Origin of the sequence: Pseudomonas sp. Z1-12, from assembly GCF_051132015.1 — a bacterium.
Lineage (GTDB): Bacteria > Pseudomonadota > Gammaproteobacteria > Pseudomonadales > Pseudomonadaceae > Aquipseudomonas > Aquipseudomonas zanjanensis.
Window position 1 is genome coordinate 2,403,705 of record NZ_CP071647.1, and the last position, 17,411, is coordinate 2,421,115.

The 17,411-nt window shown below is 56.8% G+C and carries 15 protein-coding genes and 1 tRNA gene; 9 read left to right on the plus strand and 7 right to left on the minus strand.

What is annotated here, in order from left to right; all coding sequences use genetic code 11:
* Positions 1–25 precede the first annotated feature (25 nt).
* The 6 genes from pheT to J3P85_RS10745 all read left to right on the plus strand — a co-directional run bounded on the left by pheT (position 26) and on the right by J3P85_RS10745 (position 4,767).
* Positions 26–2,404, plus strand: a complete 2,379-nt coding sequence (gene pheT / locus J3P85_RS10720) for a phenylalanine--tRNA ligase subunit beta (protein WP_186730393.1) — start codon at positions 26–28, stop codon at positions 2,402–2,404.
* 3 nt (positions 2,405–2,407) lie between these two features.
* Positions 2,408–2,710 (plus strand): integration host factor subunit alpha, encoded by a 303-nt coding sequence (gene ihfA, locus J3P85_RS10725; RefSeq protein ID WP_002553164.1) that lies wholly within the window; start codon positions 2,408–2,410, stop codon positions 2,708–2,710.
* Positions 2,691–3,047, plus strand: coding sequence for a MerR family transcriptional regulator (locus J3P85_RS10730; protein ID WP_003179985.1), 357 nt, complete (start codon positions 2,691–2,693; stop codon positions 3,045–3,047). The genes ihfA and J3P85_RS10730 overlap by 20 nt, the downstream gene beginning before the upstream one ends.
* 89 nt (positions 3,048–3,136) lie before the next feature.
* Positions 3,137–3,213 (plus strand) — tRNA-Pro (locus J3P85_RS10735).
* A 154-nt stretch (positions 3,214–3,367) separates the two neighbouring features.
* Complete coding sequence (locus tag J3P85_RS10740; RefSeq protein WP_434705763.1) at positions 3,368–3,607, plus strand: YceK/YidQ family lipoprotein; 240 nt, start codon at positions 3,368–3,370, stop codon at positions 3,605–3,607.
* 119 nt (positions 3,608–3,726) lie between these two features.
* The gene (locus J3P85_RS10745) at positions 3,727–4,767 is read left to right on the plus strand and encodes a zinc-dependent alcohol dehydrogenase family protein (RefSeq protein WP_434705764.1); all 1,041 of its coding nucleotides are present in this window, start codon (positions 3,727–3,729) and stop codon (positions 4,765–4,767) included.
* On the opposite strand, the gene J3P85_RS10750 is transcribed toward J3P85_RS10745, so the two are convergent.
* On the minus strand, positions 4,764–6,785 hold the full coding sequence (locus tag J3P85_RS10750; RefSeq protein ID WP_434705765.1) for a DKNYY domain-containing protein: 2,022 nt from the start codon (positions 6,783–6,785) through the stop codon (positions 4,764–4,766). The two genes, J3P85_RS10745 and J3P85_RS10750, sit on opposite strands and share 4 nt — an antisense overlap.
* A 127-nt stretch (positions 6,786–6,912) precedes the next feature.
* Here J3P85_RS10750 and J3P85_RS10755 point away from each other — a divergent pair, with 127 nt between their 5' ends.
* Entirely contained in the window at positions 6,913–7,173 is a 261-nt protein-coding gene (locus J3P85_RS10755) for a ribbon-helix-helix domain-containing protein (RefSeq protein WP_434705766.1), read from the plus strand.
* Positions 7,174–7,486: 313 nt separating this feature from the next.
* On the opposite strand, the gene J3P85_RS10760 is transcribed toward J3P85_RS10755, so the two are convergent.
* Genes J3P85_RS10760 through wecB form a run of 3 tightly spaced genes read right to left on the minus strand, consistent with a single transcriptional unit; the run spans position 7,487 to position 10,017 of the window.
* On the minus strand, positions 7,487–7,750 hold the full coding sequence (locus tag J3P85_RS10760; protein ID WP_186706645.1) for a hypothetical protein: 264 nt from the start codon (positions 7,748–7,750) through the stop codon (positions 7,487–7,489).
* 60 nt (positions 7,751–7,810) lie between these two features.
* Complete coding sequence (locus J3P85_RS10765; protein WP_434705767.1) at positions 7,811–8,917, minus strand: glycosyl transferase; 1,107 nt, start codon at positions 8,915–8,917, stop codon at positions 7,811–7,813.
* Positions 8,908–10,017, minus strand: coding sequence for a non-hydrolyzing UDP-N-acetylglucosamine 2-epimerase (wecB, locus tag J3P85_RS10770; RefSeq protein WP_434705768.1), 1,110 nt, complete (start codon positions 10,015–10,017; stop codon positions 8,908–8,910). The genes J3P85_RS10765 and wecB overlap by 10 nt, the downstream gene beginning before the upstream one ends.
* Before the next feature lie 301 nt (positions 10,018–10,318).
* On the opposite strand from wecB, the gene J3P85_RS10775 reads away from it, so the two are divergent.
* Entirely contained in the window at positions 10,319–11,023 is a 705-nt protein-coding gene (locus J3P85_RS10775; RefSeq protein ID WP_434705769.1) for a class I SAM-dependent methyltransferase, read from the plus strand.
* Positions 11,024–11,365, plus strand: a complete 342-nt coding sequence (locus J3P85_RS10780) for an EamA family transporter (RefSeq protein WP_434705770.1) — start codon at positions 11,024–11,026, stop codon at positions 11,363–11,365.
* A 16-nt stretch (positions 11,366–11,381) separates the two neighbouring features.
* Here J3P85_RS10780 and J3P85_RS10785 read toward each other — a convergent pair whose 3' ends face one another.
* The 3 genes from J3P85_RS10785 to J3P85_RS10795 all read right to left on the minus strand — a co-directional run bounded on the left by J3P85_RS10785 (position 11,382) and on the right by J3P85_RS10795 (position 17,386).
* Complete coding sequence (locus J3P85_RS10785; RefSeq protein WP_434705772.1) at positions 11,382–12,380, minus strand: glycosyltransferase family 2 protein; 999 nt, start codon at positions 12,378–12,380, stop codon at positions 11,382–11,384.
* A 12-nt stretch (positions 12,381–12,392) separates the two neighbouring features.
* Positions 12,393–14,765, minus strand: a complete 2,373-nt coding sequence (locus J3P85_RS10790) for a phospholipid carrier-dependent glycosyltransferase (RefSeq protein WP_434705773.1) — start codon at positions 14,763–14,765, stop codon at positions 12,393–12,395.
* 101 nt (positions 14,766–14,866) lie between these two features.
* Positions 14,867–17,386 (minus strand): glycosyltransferase, encoded by a 2,520-nt coding sequence (locus J3P85_RS10795; RefSeq protein ID WP_434705774.1) that lies wholly within the window; start codon positions 17,384–17,386, stop codon positions 14,867–14,869.
* Between the last annotated feature and the right edge of the window lie 25 nt (positions 17,387–17,411).

Here is a 17,411-nt window from a genome sequence, read left to right on the forward strand (position 1 = left end):
CGTAACGAACCTTTAGGAGAGCAGGATGAAATTCAGTGAACAATGGCTGCGCGGCTGGGTAAGCCCGCAGGTAAGCCAGGACGAGCTGGTTGCTCGCCTGTCGATGGCCGGCCTCGAGGTCGATAGTGTGACGCCGGCCGCCGGTGCATTCAGCGGTGTGGTGGTGGGCGAGGTGCTGGGCACCGAGCAGCACCCTGACGCTGACAAGCTGCGGGTTTGCCAGGTCAGCAATGGCGCGGAAACTTTTCAGGTCGTCTGTGGCGCGCCCAACGTGCGCCCGGGCCTGAAGATCCCGTTCGCCATGATCGGTGCCGAACTGCCGGGCGACTTCAAGATCAAGAAAGCCAAGCTGCGCGGCGTCGAGTCCAACGGCATGTTGTGCTCCCAGGCCGAACTGCAGATTGGCGAAGGCAACGATGGCCTGATGGAGCTTCCGGCGGATGCGCCGGTGGGCCAGGACATTCGTGAATACCTGGGCCTGGACGACGCGAGCATCGAGGTCGACCTGACGCCGAACCGTGGCGACTGCCTGTCCCTGGCGGGTCTGGCCCGTGAAGTCGGCGCGCTGTATGCCGCTCCTGTGACGCGTCCGACGGTCGCGACCGTGCCGGCCGTGCATGACGAAGTGCGTTCGATTGAAGTCCTGGCGCCGGCGGCGTGCCCGCGGTACCTGGGCCGTGTGATCCGTAACGTCGACCTGTCCAAGCCAACGCCGCTGTGGATGGTCGAGCGCCTGCGTCGCGCCGACGTGCGCAGCATCGACGCCGCCGTCGACATCACCAACTATGTAATGCTGGAGCTGGGTCAGCCGCTGCATGCGTTCGATCTCGCCGAAATCAACGGTGGCATCCGCGTACGCATGGCCGAAGAGGGCGAGAAGCTGGTGCTGCTCGACGGCCAGGAAGTGACCCTGCGCAGCGACACCCTGGTGATTGCCGACCACGCCCGCGCCCTGGCGATTGCCGGCGTGATGGGTGGCGAGCACAGTGGCGTATCCGCCACCACCCGCGATGTATTCCTGGAAAGCGCGTTCTTCGACCAGATCGCCGTCGCTGGCAAGGCTCGTTCCTATGGCCTGCACACCGACGCCTCGCACCGCTACGAGCGAGGCGTGGACTGGCAGCTGGCCCGTGAAGCCATGGAGCGCGCCACCGGCCTGCTGCTGGACATCACCGGTGGCGAAGCCGGGCCGGTCATCGAGACTGTCAGCGAACAGCACCTGCCCAAGATTGCACCGATCACCCTGCGTGCCCAGCGCATCACCCAGATGCTGGGCATGGAAATGGATTCGGCCGAAGTCGAACGCCTGCTCAGCGCCTTGGGCCTGAACATCAGCGCCGATGGGGCAGGGCAGTGGCGCGTCGAAGTGCCAAGCCATCGCTTCGATATCAGCCTGGAAGTCGACCTGATCGAAGAACTGGCCCGCCTGTACGGCTACAACCGCCTGCCGGTACGCTACCCGCAAGCCCGCCTGGCCCCGCAAGCCAAGGCTGAAGCCCGCAGCGACCTGCCGGAACTGCGCCGCCTGCTGGTGGCCCGTGGGTATCAGGAAGCGATCACCTACAGCTTCATCGATCCACGCCAGTTCGAGCTGTTCAGCCCGGGCGTCGAGCCGCTGTTGCTGGCCAACCCGATCTCCAACGACATGGCCGCCATGCGTTCGTCCCTGTGGCCGGGCCTGGTCAAGTCGCTCCAGCACAACCTGAACCGCCAGCAGGATCGCGTGCGCTTGTTCGAAAGCGGCCTGCGTTTTGTCGGTCAGTTGGAAGGCTTGAAGCAAGAGCCGATGTTGGCCGGTGTCGTCTGTGGCAGTCGCTTGCCGGAAGGCTGGGCGCAAGGTCGCGATGTCGTCGACTTCTTCGACGTCAAGGCTGACGTGGAAGCGGTGCTGGGCTTCGCCGGCGCGCTCGACGCATTCACTTTCGTACCGGGCAAGCACCCGGCGCTGCATCCGGGGCAGACTGCGCGGATCGAGCGAGACGGGCGTGAAGTCGGTTATGTCGGTGCGATTCACCCGGAACTGTCGAAAACCCTGGGCCTCGATCGTCCCGTCTTCGTTTTCGAGCTGGTCCTGGCCGAAGTGGCACAGGGGAAAATGCCGAAATTCCAGGAGTTATCGCGCTTTCCTGAAGTGCGTCGTGACCTGGCGTTGCTGGCCGACCGTGAGGTCGCTTCCAGTGCTGTACTGGAAGTAATTCGTGAAAATGCAGGCGAATGGCTAACGGACCTCAGGCTATTTGACGTGTATCAGGGTAAAGGTATTGATCCGCATAGAAAAAGCCTTGCAGTCGGCTTGACCTGGCAGCATCCATCGCGCACTCTTAATGACGATGAGGTGAATACCGCAACGCAAAATATCCTCACCTCGCTCGAAACCAGGTTGAACGCCACGTTAAGGAAGTGACGTATGGGGGCTCTGACGAAAGCTGAGATGGCGGAACGTCTGTATGAGGAGCTGGGCCTGAATAAACGGGAGGCCAAAGAATTGGTCGAACTGTTTTTCGAAGAAATCAGGCACGCTCTGGAAGACAACGAACAGGTCAAGTTGTCCGGTTTCGGCAATTTCGACCTTCGGGACAAACGCCAGCGGCCTGGCCGCAATCCGAAAACGGGAGAAGAAATCCCGATCACGGCTCGCCGTGTGGTCACCTTTCGTCCAGGGCAGAAGTTGAAGGCCCGAGTTGAGGCTTATGCTGGAACCAAGTCATAACGACGAACTACCCGTCATCCCGGGCAAACGCTACTTCACCATTGGTGAAGTCAGCGAGCTGTGTGCGGTAAAACCACACGTGCTGCGCTATTGGGAGCAGGAGTTTCCTCAACTCAACCCGGTCAAGCGCCGCGGAAACCGCCGGTATTATCAGCGACAAGACGTGCTGATGATCCGGCAGATCCGCGCGCTGCTGTACGACCAGGGGTTCACCATCGGCGGCGCACGCCTGCGCCTCTCCGGTGATGAGGCCAAGGACGATACCACCCAGTACAAACAGATGATCCGCCAGATGATCGCCGAGCTTGAAGATGTGCTGGTGGTGCTCAAGAAATAATTTCTGCTTTTAAATACTTCCAGTTTTCAAAAGCTTGCGTTATATTCCTGGGCGTTCCGCTGAGAAGCGGAACAAGATTCACGCCTAGTCGGGGCGTAGCGCAGTCCGGTAGCGCACTAGCATGGGGTGCTAGGGGTCGAGTGTTCGAATCACTCCGTCCCGACCATATTTACTGAGTAAAATCAGACAATTAAGCCGATCAGATTGATCGGCTTTTTTGTGCCTGCGCAAAACTTGTGTCCATGTTCCTTCGCATCCGGTGCTGAAGATTCGACTAAGCCTGCCTGCGCAGCCGGGCAAAAGCATAATAAGGACACTACGTGCTACGGAAAGCGATTCTACTGGTGCTGATCACCAGCCTAAGCGGCTGCATGGCCACCGCGATGCGGATGGACTACGACAAGCACCGATGCCCCTACATCGGCCTGCGCTTTGACTGGTGGCTGGTGGGCACGTCCAAAGGAAAGCTGATTCCTTTCCTGTTGATCGACGCACCGTTTTCGCTGGTGGTCGATACCGTATTCTTCCCCTTCGAATATCAATACAGCTGCAACCTCTAAGCGACAGAGGCTCTTACGTGCAGGGGCGTTTGTGGCTACTGTTGACGTTTGTTTGTGCCCAGGCCAGTCCGCGAGCCAGGGTTCAGGCATAGCGCTTTTCTAAAGTAGAGGGATTCTGCATGAAAGCCGTCGTTTACGAAGCCTTTTCCCAACCCCCACGTGTGATGACCGTCGAAGACCCAACTCCCGAGCGTCACGGTGTGGTTGTCCAGGTCCTCGGCACGGGCGTATGCCGAAGCGACTGGCATGGCTGGAAAGGACATGATCCTGATATTCAGCTGCCCCATGTGCCCGGCCACGAATTGGCAGGGGTCGTGGCGGAGGTGGGCAAGGACGTCACCCGATGGAAGGTGGGCGATCGCATTACCGTGCCTTTTGTCGGTGGCTGTGGCGCATGCCCGGAATGCAATAGCGGCAACCAGCAGGTGTGCCACAGCCAGTTTCAGCCGGGGTTCACCCATTGGGGCTCTTTCGCCGAGTATGTTGGGATTCACCAGGCGGATTTGAACCTGGTTGCGCTGCCGGACAACATGGACTTCGCCACGGCGGCGAGCCTGGGTTGTCGGTTCGTCACGTCGTTCCGTGCGGTGGTCGATCAAGGCAAGGTCACGGCGGGCCAGTGGGTGGCGGTTCATGGTTGTGGTGGTGTGGGACTGTCAGCGGTGATGATCGCCCACGCTGTCGGGGCGAACGTTATCGCGATTGATATCTCCGACGATAAGCTCAAGCTTGCCCAGTCGCTTGGTGCCGTTGCGACGGTCAATGCCAGCCGTGTGGCGGATGTGACCGAGGCGGTGCTTGAGATGACGAAGGGCGGCGTTCATGTTTCGTTGGATGCGCTCGGTCATCCAACGACCTGCTTCAACTCCATCAACAATCTGAGACGGCGTGGCCGGCATGTCCAGGTCGGTTTGATGCTGGCCGATCACAGCACGCCGGCGATCCCGATGAGCAAAGTCATTGCCTACGAGCTGGAAATCTGTGGCAGCCATGGCATGCAGGCTCACCGTTACGGCGCAATGATGGACATGATCACCTCCGGCAAGCTGGCACCTGAAAAACTGGTGGGCAAGACCATCAGCCTCGAACAATCCATTGATGCGCTTATGAACATGGACCGGTTCGACACGGCAGGGGTGACGGTGGTGACGCAGTTCTAGACGCTTGCCACCGGCTGGCCGAGAGACTCCCGATACTGTGCTTCGTCGACCTCGGTCAGGGTTGCATAACCGTCGTAGTAGTACATTCGGTTCCTGTCCCGAGCATAGCGCTCACTCAGGAATTCCAGGGTGGCCAGGTCGATACGCTTGGCGCTGACGGGCCGTCGGTGGCAGAACAACTTGCGCGTGCCCAGTTGCAGGAAGTCGGGGTGGGGCACGCGGACTTCGTCGGGGTCGAACGGTACATCCAGCGGTTTGCCTTCCGAGAGGATCAGGGTAGGGCTGACGGCATAGGTGCCGAGAATGCGGGTATCCGAGGGATGTAGGCGTTTTTTTGCCTCGCCGTAGTAATACACCGCATTTTGATCCTGGGCCCAGCCATGGCCGCAGGACTCGAAGGTAGCCACATCGGCTTTACGAATCGGTTCGGGAGGATGGTAGAAAATCCGGTGGCAGAACACGGTTTTTCCGTCGGTCAGGTAGGGCCCACCGAGCGCGCGGAAGTGCTCCGCGGGTTCTTGGGAAAACCGTTCGGGCACTTGCGTTTCGGCGTTATGAAACGGGATCAGATACAAGCCCTGGGCATCGCCGCACAGGTGCGTATCGAGCAATTTGAAACTCGCCGCGTCCAGCCCATTGATCGCGCGGCCATGGAAATACACTTGGTCGCCTAGTTCGAATCCGAGACCGATGGCCTGTAGCGGCTGCGTTTGCGCGTGTGTTTGCGCGGCCTCGGTTGTTGCCCGCAAACGGTGCCACCAATAGCCCTCCAACTGCGGATGGGCCTCGAAATAAGGTGCCCAGGCCTCTTGCATGGCCGCATCGATGATCCCGTCTGAGCCCAGCGGGCCGTGCTTGTCGCCTGCCAGTACGGGTGAATAATCCTGGTCGTTGCGACAGAGCTGGGTCACGACGAAGCTTTGCGCGTCGACATCGAGGCGTTTCTGGCGCTGGTAGACGTGCAGGTGATCACGGTAGTAGTCGAACCCCAAGTGGCGAAAGCTCGGACCATGGGCGTCACGCACGCGGGTCCCGGCGGCGTAGACGAAATTGTCGTCCACGGCAAAATACTCATCCTCGTATTCGTTGGCGCTGACCACGCGCCCGCATTCATCGAACGTCGGCTGCCAGCACTTGAGCAGGTGGAAATCGCCAATGTATCGGATGCTCTTGCCGGTCAGGTAATAGGCGCGTTGCTTGTCCTTGGCGTAGCGTTCATTCAGCACGGTGAAGGTTGCCAGGTCGGCATTGTCGATGCGGTAGAAGTATTCGTAGGAAATGCTTGAACCTTGCTGCGCTTGCACGATGATCGACTGTCCGTCGGTTCCCCAGCGTTGGGCGAGCATCTGGAAGTCGTCCGGGTTTGCCACCGGCAGCGGCGTGCCGTCCTTTTGGTGCAGGGGCTTGAACCCCTTGTAGACCTGATCGTCGATCACTCGATAGGACGGGTGATTGCAATACCGCACCCGCGCCGTGGCGCTGGCGAGAAGTTGCCCCTGCAAAAAGATATTCATCCCGTCGCTGAACAGGGCGGACGCTGAAGTCACCGAGGCGGGCGACTCTGGCAACAGGGCCAGGCTGTCGGGTCGGGCCTCGGGAATCTGGCTGATCGCGTACTCGCCGAACCAATAGGCGCCGGCTGCGTCACGCCAGTACTGGTGGCCGAGGCTTTCCAGGCCACTGTCGAACCGAAACGGCAAGGCTTGGAGCGCGTGGTAGCCGTGGCGCGCCCGGTAGGCTGGAAGCAGGTAGTAGTCGCGCAGGACGTCGCGCAAGACCCAAGGGTTGCGTCGATGCCGCCAAACCGGCTGACCGGCCAGCAAGGGCGAGGGCGGATAGTGCCCGGCGTTGGCAGATTGCGCCAACTCGCCGGGGCGTGCGCCTTCAGGGCTGAGCATGATGTACACATCAGGCACTTGCCCGTCGCCCAGCAGCACGCCGTCCATGAACGCGAAGCCTTGATGCCATTCAAGGTTAAGCGGTTCCCAGTCAGCAATAGCCGTGTCTATGTCTGCCATATTGTTGAGACCTGAACGTCTGTCTGATTGCTGGCCAAGGGCTATAGTTTTTTCCGCGAGCTCGACACTGGAGAGGTCGGACCAAGCGTGTAAACTTCCGCAAATTTTTCCCAAAGCAGACGAAGTCATGAGTACCCAGAACATCTCTCTGCCGGACGCCCTCAAATCCTTCGTGGATGATCAGGTTAGCCTGGGAGGCTACAGCACTCGTAGCGAATATGCGCAGGAGCTGATTCGCAAGGATCAGAATCGACAGCACCTGCGCGGTCTGGTATTGGCTGGGCTGGAGTCGGCGCCCACTGTTCCAGTGAGTAGCGACTACTTTGAATGCCTACGGGCCAAGGTAAGGGGTGATGATTTACAGAGCCAAGCCCCCGCTGGCCTGTAGCAGCCGCGTAGGAGTTGTGTAGGAGCTGTCGAGTGCAACGAGGCTGCGATCTTCCGTCAGATGGTCGAATCTAACGCGAAAGATCAAAAGATCGCAGGCTTCGCCAGCTCCTACAGAACCAAACCAAAGACCGCCGCCGCCACGCTCAAAAAATGAACTTGAACAGCGCAATCACCACGATCAGGCCAATCAGGAAAATGATGCCTACGGTGCCGCCAAGGAATTTCAACATAAGAACGCTCTCATCGGATGGGCTTAATCGTCTAGACCGCCACCGATCACGCGCGTTTCGTCGAATATTCAGTCGTGATGATCAATGGACCGCAAAAGACCTCGGCACTGGCACATGCTCGAATTTCGAGATGGTCTTGATCCAGTAGCGACGATAGTCCGTCTGGTCCGGCGCCAGCGGTGCGTGGCTGGACCACGGATGTTTCTCCTTCAGGCTGGCGCGGTACGCTTCCCATTCCTTCTGTTCGGCCACTTCCCGGGCTTTGCTTCGGTCGTCGAACCAGCCCAGCACGTAAGCTTCGCCCTGATCCGTGCCGTGCGCTATCAACAAATAAATCTCTGTCATGACTGACCTACCGTTCCGTCCTGCGCCCCAGTGGTGGGGTCTTATCCGGGGTATCGGCCGTTATGGCGCGTGTTTGAGGTTGATCGCAGAAAAACGCTGGGCCCAACGATGTGCCTCACGAAACTGCTGAACAGCCGAACAATCGCTTTGACTGGCGAGCGCTTCGACGACGGTTTTGCGCAAATCGGTGCCTTCCTCCACGATCCAGACGCCCGGCTCCCGGTCGCGCAGGGCCATTTCACCGAAGCGAGTGGAAATGACCGGCAGGCCGAGGGCGCGGTATTCGTAGTATTTGATCGGGTCGACCGAGGCGGTCAGGCGGTTGTGCTTGAACGGGATCAAACCCACCGAAAACCTTGCCATGGCCGCGATTGCACTGGCATGGGAGCATTCCGGAAGCAGTTCGATGTTGGCCGGCAATGCGCAAGGCGGGGGCGTGAAGACGGGGCCGATCAGCCGGATGAGATTGCCAGGATTGACCCGTGCCAGCGCGATAACCAGGTCCCAGTCGAACCAACGACCCAGCGTGCCGACATAACCCAGCACCTGCTGCTTGGCACCCAGGTCCAGGCGCTCGACCGGCACCAGCCCATGCAGGTCACAGGCGTTGAGGGCCAGTGCTACCGGGGCGGTGATGCCCAGGAGCTTGTCGCGAAGCGGGTTGGACGACGCCAGTACCGTGCCCACCCGTCGAATGAGCTGCGCCTGGCGACGTTCCATGGACCTGCGTGACAGGCCCCGGTAAAAGGCCGGGAAATCGTCCATGGCATCGTAGACGGCGGGGCTTTGCGGGATCAGCGCCAGCAACTGCAAGGCCAGTTCGGAAGGTTTCCCCACACAGATCATGCAGGGCCCTTGGGCAGCAAATGCCACGGTCTCTTTGAACAGGTTACGCCACAGTCGCTTGAGCAGCATAGCTGAGCCTGGCAAGGGCTCGATGGGTAAGCTACGGGGTTTGCGGACCTGCAACCAGGGTGGAACGCTGGCGCTTTGCTGATCGGCCCCGGGCGGCTTGCCCCTGAAGTCGTTCAGCGTGGGTAGGCGTGTCGGGTACGGATCGATCCAGAGCACCGGCGCCCCAGTCTGGTGGTGATACCAATCGACGAAGTGATGGGGGCGCTGGCTGAAGCTGGCCCATGGCAGCGGCGACAGGTAAATCATGCGCATGGCTGGAAGTACTGCCTTAACACATTGACGATGCGTGCCGCGGCCTTGCCGTCGCCATAGGGGGAAACCCCGCGTGCCATGCCCTGGTAAGCCTCGGGGTCGTCGAGCAGGCGCTGTGCCTGTTTGACGATGAGGTCCCGGTTGGCGCCCACCAGCTTGACCACGCCGAGGTCGACCGCCTCCGGGCGTTCGGTTTCCTCCCGCAGCACCAGCACGGGCTTGCCCAGGGCCGGGGCTTCTTCCTGCACCCCCCCGGAGTCACTGATGATCAGGTACGAGCGCTTCATTGCCGCGATAAACGGCGCGTAATCCAGTGGTGCGCAGAGGAGGATGTTCGGGGTCTGGCCGAGTAGTTGGTGCGCGACCTCCTTGACGTTCGGGTTGGGATGGACGGGATAGAGGATCTGGATGCCCGGGTTCCGTTCGGCCAGGTGCTTGAGGGCCTGGCAGATATTCTGGAACGGTTCGCCGAAATTCTCCCGCCGATGGGAGGTGACCAGCACCAGGCGTTTGCTCGCGTCCAATGGGACAGTCAAGGCGCAGTCCTGTGCCGCGGTCATCAGCAGGGCATCGATCACGGTATTGCCAGTCAGGGTGATATCGCTGGCGCTGACGCCTTCGCGCAGCAGGTTGTCCACGGCGCCCTGGGTGGGCGCGAAATGCCAGCGAGTGAGCTTGCCGGCGATGACCCGGTTGGCTTCCTCGGGGAACGGATTGCGGAGGTCCCCGGTACGCAGGCCCGCTTCGACATGGCCGAAGGGAATCTGCCGGTAGAAACACGCCAGGGCGGCACTCATGACCGTGGTCGTGTCGCCTTGAGCCAGGACGACATCGGGCTGCTCGGCTTGCAAGACGTTGTCGAGTTCGAGCAGCAGGCGAGAGGTCAGGGCCGCCAATGACTGGTTGGGACGCATGATGTCCAGGTCCAGGTCGGCCGTGATTGCGAAGCCGTCGAGGATCTGGTCCAGCAGGCCTCGGTGCTGGGCGGTGGCGAGCACCCGGCAAGCGATATTCCTTTCGGCCTGGAGCGCCTTGATCACGGGAGCCATCTTGATGGCTTCCGGACGGGTGCCTACGATGCACAGTACCTTGTGGTTCATTCCTTTGTTTTTCCTATCCCGTGTAGCGCTTCGGCGTTGAGCCTTTGAAGGGTCACCAGTGATTTATAGCAAAGCAATCATCATAGCCCAGTAAGACTGATTTAATGGGGAAGGCTTTGGAGTCGTCTATTTTCTGTATTCGAGTGGAAACGGAGTTTGGAATGATTCCGATCTAGCCAGTGGTATCGCCTTCTCACGCATGCTGGCTTTTTATACTATTATTAAAAATTCAGTCTGGGACCATCCATTTCAGAGCCTGGAAGCACTGTCACGATGGGCGACATTATGAACGGAGAGGGAAATGCACAGTGAAGACAAGGCGTGGATTGAATACAGGGAAAAATTTTCTGAAATTTATGATGAGTCAAACTATACGAGTCCACTCCAATCCTTTGTCATGCGTGCCAGTCATAAACTTGTAGAAAGTGCGTATGGGAAGGCGTCGCACTTTGAGTCCGTGCTGGAAGTGGGTGCGGGCACTGGCGAACATGTCAATTTTGTTCGTCATGCATTTGATCAATACACGTTAACTGATATGGATCAAAAAACGCTGGAAGTCGCTAAGATAAAAATTGGCAAGCGTCATGAAGGAAGGTTGAAGTTTGAAACCCAAGCAGGTAATGACCTGAGTTATGGAGACAATACGTTTGACAGACTGATAGCCAGTCATGTTCTAGAACATATCTATCAACCGCACCTGGCATTGAAAGAGTGGCGCAGAGTATTAAAAAATGGTGGAGTGTTATCAATTTTAATTCCGACGGATCCAGGTCTTGCCTGGCGGTTAGGTAGGCACTTGGGGCCGCGAAAAAATGCGATAGCGCAAGGAATCGCTTACGACTATGTGATGGCACGAGAACATGTGAACTCCTGTAACAATCTCATCGCAATTCTGAGACATTATTTTCCGGGTGCTAAAGAATCCTGGTGGCCGCTTCCTGTCCCCTCAATCGATCTCAATCTGTTTTTTGCTTTCCATGCAATAGTTAACAAGCGAGAAGAGTAAATGGCGGGTTATGTAATTGCTCTACTGTGTGTTTTAGGCTTGGCGATCGGGCAGCTGTTGTTCAAAGCTAGTTCAGTTGCGCTGGTTTCTACGGGGTCGTTGTTTTCGCTAAAGGCCGCATTGCCACTCTTCGCCGCAATGTGTCTTTATGGGGTGACCTCTATAGCCTGGGTCTGGGCCTTGCAGAAAGTTGAACTAGGTCGCATATACCCACTGATGGCACTGGCCTTTGTGTTTGTACCATTGGGCAGCCATCTGTTTTTTGGTGAGCGTTTTCAATCCCAATATTATTTGGGTGTGGGTATTATCGTAATAGGCATCATCGTCGCTGTGAGAGGCTAGAGTCGCCAAATAGGGATTAGGGCTTCGGTCTTTTCCTATGTTTCGCGTGTCTCGGTCGCTTCGGGACGGTGGCGATATCATACCCCAGGAATGCCATGATCAACTGCACACCCATTAGTATTGGAAGCGCGCTTAGCATGACTGTGCCTGCCGGAGTAGCAACCCCGTTGGACGCTGATTCCAGCCAGTGATAACTGCCGAAGACAGTACCAAAAGAAAGCATCAGCAACCCGAGGGGTAATTCGATGGAGGCTAGCGACATACCTCGCAGGTAGTAGTTGTAGAAAATGCGCTTGGCAAAATTCCTCGCATGTTTCAACAAAAATTCGCCGACGATTTTTGATATTTTAAGATTGCTGACTTCCTCGCCATATTTAGCTTCCATCGGTACATCGACAACAACCGCGCGTAAAGTATTCAGGCGGAAGAGGATGTCAGTCTCGAAGAAATAGCGTTGACTGATCTTGTCGAGAGGCAATAACCTGGCCATATCACGATGAATCGCTGTATAGCCATTGGTGGGATCGAACAGGTCCCAATAGCCTGTTGATAGCTTGGCCATCAGCGACAATACGGCGTTACCGAAGAGGCGAGCACGCGGCATTGACCGAACCTCCTCCAGATCAAAAAAGCGGTTGCCTTTGGCGTAATCAGCTTCTCCTGCCAGAATGGGTTCAATGAAGAGCGGGATCAGGGCCGGATCCATCTGGCCGTCGCCATCCACTTTGACAATGATACTTGCGCCGTCGGCGATGGCTGCTTGGTAACCGGTCATCACGGCACCGCCTACACCTTTGTTCAAGTCATGAGGCAGCACTTTGATCCTCGGATCGGAGCAAACATTTACGACATGTTCGCCGGAACCATCCGGGCAAGCGTCATCCACGACATAGATCCGCCATACTTCCGGGCCTATCGCTGCAATCACACCTGCGATGTGTGCGGTCACTCGATAGCTTGGGATCACTACCGCGATACGCTGTTCTTCGGTGAGAATCTCTATTTTTGAGTTCATGGCTTTCGCGGGCTATTGTCTGAATGAGAGTGTCTTGAATTCCAAAGGAGTTTCAGTATGGCCTGAAGCATAAACGACAGCGGAATGGGCGTTAGGTGGCGCAACTACGGTCATCTCATGTGTTGTCCATTCCATTTTGCAGTCAAATGTCTCAATGCTGGCACTGATAAAGGCGCCGTTTTCATCCAGCCAATTGACTTGGATTCGTCCAGGTGTCGGGGCGGTTGAGCAACGTGCAGATACGCTGTTTTTAAAACTTTGTCCTGACGTTACTTTGATCGTCTGAGTCGCGGGCGTTTTAACACTCACTGACAATATTTTGTGAGAGGCGTCGTAGCTCGCTGGCGACGTCAAATTCCAGCCCTCGAGGCTGGAAAGGTCGCTGTTTAGTAGTCGTTCCTGACTGTGGCGATAGGCGTCATTAAATTTTCGCACTTCGACACCCTTTAATTGTGCTATTGAAGTGGAGACTTTAAGCAGCAAGCCGAATTGTTCTTCGGAGAGTTTCGGCTGATCGATAATCAGCCAGTCCACTCGGCGGTCGAGCAATAGGCGCACGAGTTGAGTTTCAGAGGTGGCCGACTCAAACTCGTTCTTCCATTTGACGTTGTACCACGACGCATAAAGTGCATCACTGCTTAATCCTGCCATTAGCGGAGGCGCAAAAACTGCAACCGGATGCCGTCCTGTATTGAGGGTGTTTACGATGTCGATGGCTTTTCGGATGGGTAAGCGATTTACCAAATAATTATCCCTGCCAGCAGTACTCAGTAGGGCGGACGAAACGAGTTGGCCATAATAAGTGGCCGATTGGAAAAACCATGTGTTCAATGTAATAAGCAAGGTGCCTGCAGTGATACATGCCGCTTTCGGGAAGACTTTGCTAACGGCAAAGGGAAGCACGAGTATCACGGACAACATAGCAAAAGACGGCATGACATAACGCAGATATGCCATCGACAGAAAGGTCGTGACCAAGGCGCCTACACAAATAAGTAAAATGCTTAAAGCTCTTTTGTCTCCGTTAAGAACCAGAGCGACAGCAGCGGCTGGAAGCAGTAGCCACTGGAAACCGGCCGCACCAACCTTTCCTTCAATGTATCGGCCCGAGTCAAAGGTCATGAGATAGAGCGTATCCCATGATACGCCTTTGCCAAATGCTGCTGGTGGCTCGAAGTTTGTATTCGGCCACAACGGAGAGTGAAACAAGGCATTAAAAAATGGAAAAACGGGATTGCCAGTCAGGTGCCATGAAAATAGGTAAGGGAAGGCACCCGTCAGGATCAGGCAAAGACTCCCTATAACGATGGCGCGCAAGAGGCCCTTTTTCGCCCAAGCCTTATACTGCAGTAAGAGAAAGAATAAAAGAATCGGCAGAATGCTCAGCGTAACGGCTTTGGCTGCCAGTGAGAAACCCAGCATTGCACCTGCCAGGGAAAGCTGTGCAAACCGTCCCTTTGCGTCAGGAGTGAAACTGGATACCTTCAATATGGCAAGTGTTCCCGCCATGATGAAAGCCGTCCATATGGACTCAATGTGTAAGCTGCTGCTTTCGGCATAGGTGAGGGGAGTCGACAGGAAGATAAGCATCGCCCATCGGGAGTGGTTTGTATTTCCGCCTGCCCACATTAGCATTTCCCGAACTTGCCAAGCGATAAGCAGAATGAATGTGGAGTTAATCAGGCGTGCGGCCGTTTCACCAGCCAGCATGTAGACAATGCTATAGATCCAGTCAGGCAGCATGGGCCATAGCGCCCATACATAGGTTTGTGCATCGAACCCCCATTCATGTCGTTGTGCCATATGGGAAGGCACGAAGAGGTGCACCGCAAGAGCGTCGTGACCAATTTCCGGCATAAAAGCGATGAGTACGTAAACGCATGCGAAACTGGCAATCAGAATGTCAAGTATGTTTGAAGTGAGCGCTCTTGAAGAATGCTGGGTGCGCAGGCGGTTGTAAAGTGCTTGGCAGATATCTATTGTGTAGGGGCTGCCAATAAAGAGTGGCAATAACAATAGTATGGAGTATAACCAGGCGTAATTTATTGGTAGATGAGCTGCTAATCCCGTGAATGTGCCAAGTACTCCTGCACCGATTAAAAAATAAGTCGACCAGCTTTCGGTGGCGCTGTTACCTAAAATGCTTCGACCCAACACGGTTGAAGATAGACAAAACACGGCAATGACGATCATTGGCCAAGCCTGGCCGCAGGCTATTGCGATCACTACGATGAAGCCGAGGCCAAGAAAAGCCGGTGACTTTCGAGTCAGCGCCGTGAGCGCCGCTAAGCTTAAAGCGATGATAAAAATGAGTTGGCTGCTGCTGTTCAGGCCGGGGTAGTCGAGATTTGAAAGCCCATAAATGCTCAAGGCTACGGTGGCCAATATAACGGCCCAAATCACCGCGTGCTTTATAGTTGCTCTGCACAAAATAGAGTCTCTCGTATGCGGCCGTAGGCGTCTATGTGTTTTCAGAAAAGCTTGGCTCAAGTGCCTCGATAGGTATGCGGGATCCATGCCCCCCACTTGCTCTCGTAAATCGCTTTGTTTTTTTCAAAAAGTGCTTGTTTTTTTCCTGCGCCTAACTTGTTGAACGACGCAGACAAATGGTGATGAACGAAAACATCTTCGGCACAGGCCGCGCGCATGCCACGACGCTGTATGCGGCGGCAGTAGTCGTCATCCTCGAAAAAACCCAGGCCGTACTCTTCACACAGGCCACCGACCTGCTCGTAGGTCGAGCGCGGGAACATCACGCAGAAAAACGCCAGGGTATTGATCTCGAACCATTCGCCCATGCGGGCGCGGGTCATTTGCGCGGCTTCGGCGGGCATGTCTTCTATCCGCTCATAGCGGGTGCTGACTTTGGCTTCATTGCCGATGTTGTTGGTGATCGGGCCAATGATGCCGATCTCCTTGTGGTCTTGCAGGTGGCGGATCAAGCCTTTGATCCAGCCGGCGGTGACGACCGTGTCGTTGTTCAGGATAACCAGGTAGTCGCCGCTGGCCGCGGCGAGGCCCAGGTTGTTGCCGGCGGCGAATCCTTTGTTGTCCGGGTTGAGGATCACGATCCGGTCTGGATGGCCGTCGGCCCAGGCAGTGAGGAACGCCGGGGTCTGGTCGCTGGAGTGGTTATCGACGACGATGATTTCAAGGTTCGGGTACTGGCTCTGGGTCAACAGGCTGTCGAGACAGGCCTTGGTCAGTTCGAGGTTGTTATAGGTCAACACCACGACGCTGACTTTGGGCACGGGCAAGGTCGCAATGGCCTCGCGTAGGCTGGCGGCCCGATGCTGCCAGGTCTGGCCCCGGGCGAACGATTGACGGGCCGCCAGCGTGGCGCTGTCCTCCGGCAGTGCGCCCAGGACACTGCGCAGGGTCGAGATGAACTCAGTCGGCTCTTCAACCGCCCAGACCAGTTTGCCAAACTGGCTCAACTCCGGCAGTTTCACCGACACCACCGGTTTCCCCGCGCTCAGGTATTCATAGACCTTGACCGGGTTGGTGGCGAGGGTCAACGGCATGACCTTGAACGGAAGCAGGCAAACGTCCATGGCGTGGAGGTAGTAAGGCAGGGAGGCATACGGGACTTCCCCCTCCAGGACCACATTCGGGAAGGCCTTGAAGTGTCTTTTTGCCTGGACGATATCACTGCCGATCAACAGGATCAGGTGCTGCGGGAAGGACTGGGCGACCCGCTTGACCAAGTCCAGGTCGAACCATTCGGCAATGACGCCGTAGTAACCGATGATTTTTCTGTTGCCGGGGGCCCGGTAGACCTTGTCGGGACGTCGGCTGAAGAAACTGAACTCGCAGGCGTTGCGGATCACCTCAACGTTACGGTTCTCCCGCTTGCCGTGTTGTTCGATCCAGTCGGATGTCGCCACCAGCAGATCGGCCCGGCGCATCAGGGCGATTTCCAGGTCGAGCAGTTCCTGGGCCACGTTGCCGAAGCCTTCGTGGTGATCCATGCAGTCATAGACCAGCGTGGCGTTTGGCACTCGCCTGGCCAGCGGGAACCAGTAGGCGTGCTGGACAATGCAATCCACGGCATCGACGTTCGCCGATTGCAGGAGCATGGCCAGGCCTTCGCACAACTGGCGGATCGCGGCCGCTGACGGCGGGGCATGATAAATGGCCGGTGCACCGAGCACCTTGAAACGGATCTGGAACAGCCGGTTGGAGCCTTCCAAGGGCTCTGCTTCGAAGCCGGGGGCCTCGTCGTCGATGAAATTGTTCGAGATATAAAAAGTCGTTTGTCCGGCCCGGGCCAGTTCCTTTGCCAGGTTTTGTGGGCGTTGGATGCGAAAGTGCCAATCGATCACGCCGAACATCAGGATCGTGGGCTGCCCGAGGCTGGACGGTACTGCAAGGTTTACCGGCGATGGTAGAGATTGCAGCGCAGAATTGTTGTCTGCCGATGATTCGCCCGGTTTTGCCTTGCCGGGTTTCAACCAATTTCGAAGTCGACGCGCCAGCCTGCTTTTCTGCTGTGCGGTGAGTGGCAACCAGGCGTAGACCTGGCGCGATAATTTATACAACTGCTTGCGTATCGAATAACGCAGCGGTGCACGTTCGATGGCGTTGCCCCAGTCAGAAAGCTTGAACAGCTCGGCTTGCTTGGCCGCCAGTTGGGCACGCAGATCCACCGCCCAATCGGAAAGTACGACAGCCTCTTTTTCCTTGGTCTGGATTAATGCCTCGGCGTCCTTGAGGCGCTGTTCGGCCACCCGCAGTTGCTCGCGCAGTCGCCCGGTCTTGCCTTCTTGGAGCGACAGACGGGTGCGAAGCGCTTTCGAACCAAGGTTCAGTTGTTCGATAAGCCGGTCTCGATTCTCGATTTCCTTGACCAACTGCAAGGTTTCAATGGTTCTGGATTGTGTTGAGCGAGTCAGTTGGTCAATGCAATCAACAAGACGGTTGATCTGGTCCATGCGGTTTTCTGGTCCTTTGGTCAATACGGCGACGCACACTCGGTCTTCAGGATTGATGTGTGCGTCAGTCACCAGCCAGGCTCCAGCCGTGGCATGA

Coding starts and splice junctions, on each gene's coding strand:
- pheT (WP_186730393.1), top strand. CDS start 26: ATGAAATTCAGTGAACAATGGCTGCGCGGCTGGGTAAGCCCGCAGGTA.
- ihfA (WP_002553164.1), top strand. CDS start 2,408: ATGGGGGCTCTGACGAAAGCTGAGATGGCGGAACGTCTGTATGAGGAG.
- J3P85_RS10730 (WP_003179985.1), top strand. CDS start 2,691: ATGCTGGAACCAAGTCATAACGACGAACTACCCGTCATCCCGGGCAAA.
- J3P85_RS10745 (WP_434705764.1), top strand. CDS start 3,727: ATGAAAGCCGTCGTTTACGAAGCCTTTTCCCAACCCCCACGTGTGATG.
- J3P85_RS10750 (WP_434705765.1), bottom strand. CDS start 6,785: ATGGCAGACATAGACACGGCTATTGCTGACTGGGAACCGCTTAACCTT.
- J3P85_RS10755 (WP_434705766.1), top strand. CDS start 6,913: ATGAGTACCCAGAACATCTCTCTGCCGGACGCCCTCAAATCCTTCGTG.
- J3P85_RS10760 (WP_186706645.1), bottom strand. CDS start 7,750: ATGACAGAGATTTATTTGTTGATAGCGCACGGCACGGATCAGGGCGAA.
- J3P85_RS10765 (WP_434705767.1), bottom strand. CDS start 8,917: ATGCGCATGATTTACCTGTCGCCGCTGCCATGGGCCAGCTTCAGCCAG.
- wecB (WP_434705768.1), bottom strand. CDS start 10,017: ATGAACCACAAGGTACTGTGCATCGTAGGCACCCGTCCGGAAGCCATC.
- J3P85_RS10775 (WP_434705769.1), top strand. CDS start 10,319: ATGCACAGTGAAGACAAGGCGTGGATTGAATACAGGGAAAAATTTTCT.
- J3P85_RS10780 (WP_434705770.1), top strand. CDS start 11,024: ATGGCGGGTTATGTAATTGCTCTACTGTGTGTTTTAGGCTTGGCGATC.
- J3P85_RS10785 (WP_434705772.1), bottom strand. CDS start 12,380: ATGAACTCAAAAATAGAGATTCTCACCGAAGAACAGCGTATCGCGGTA.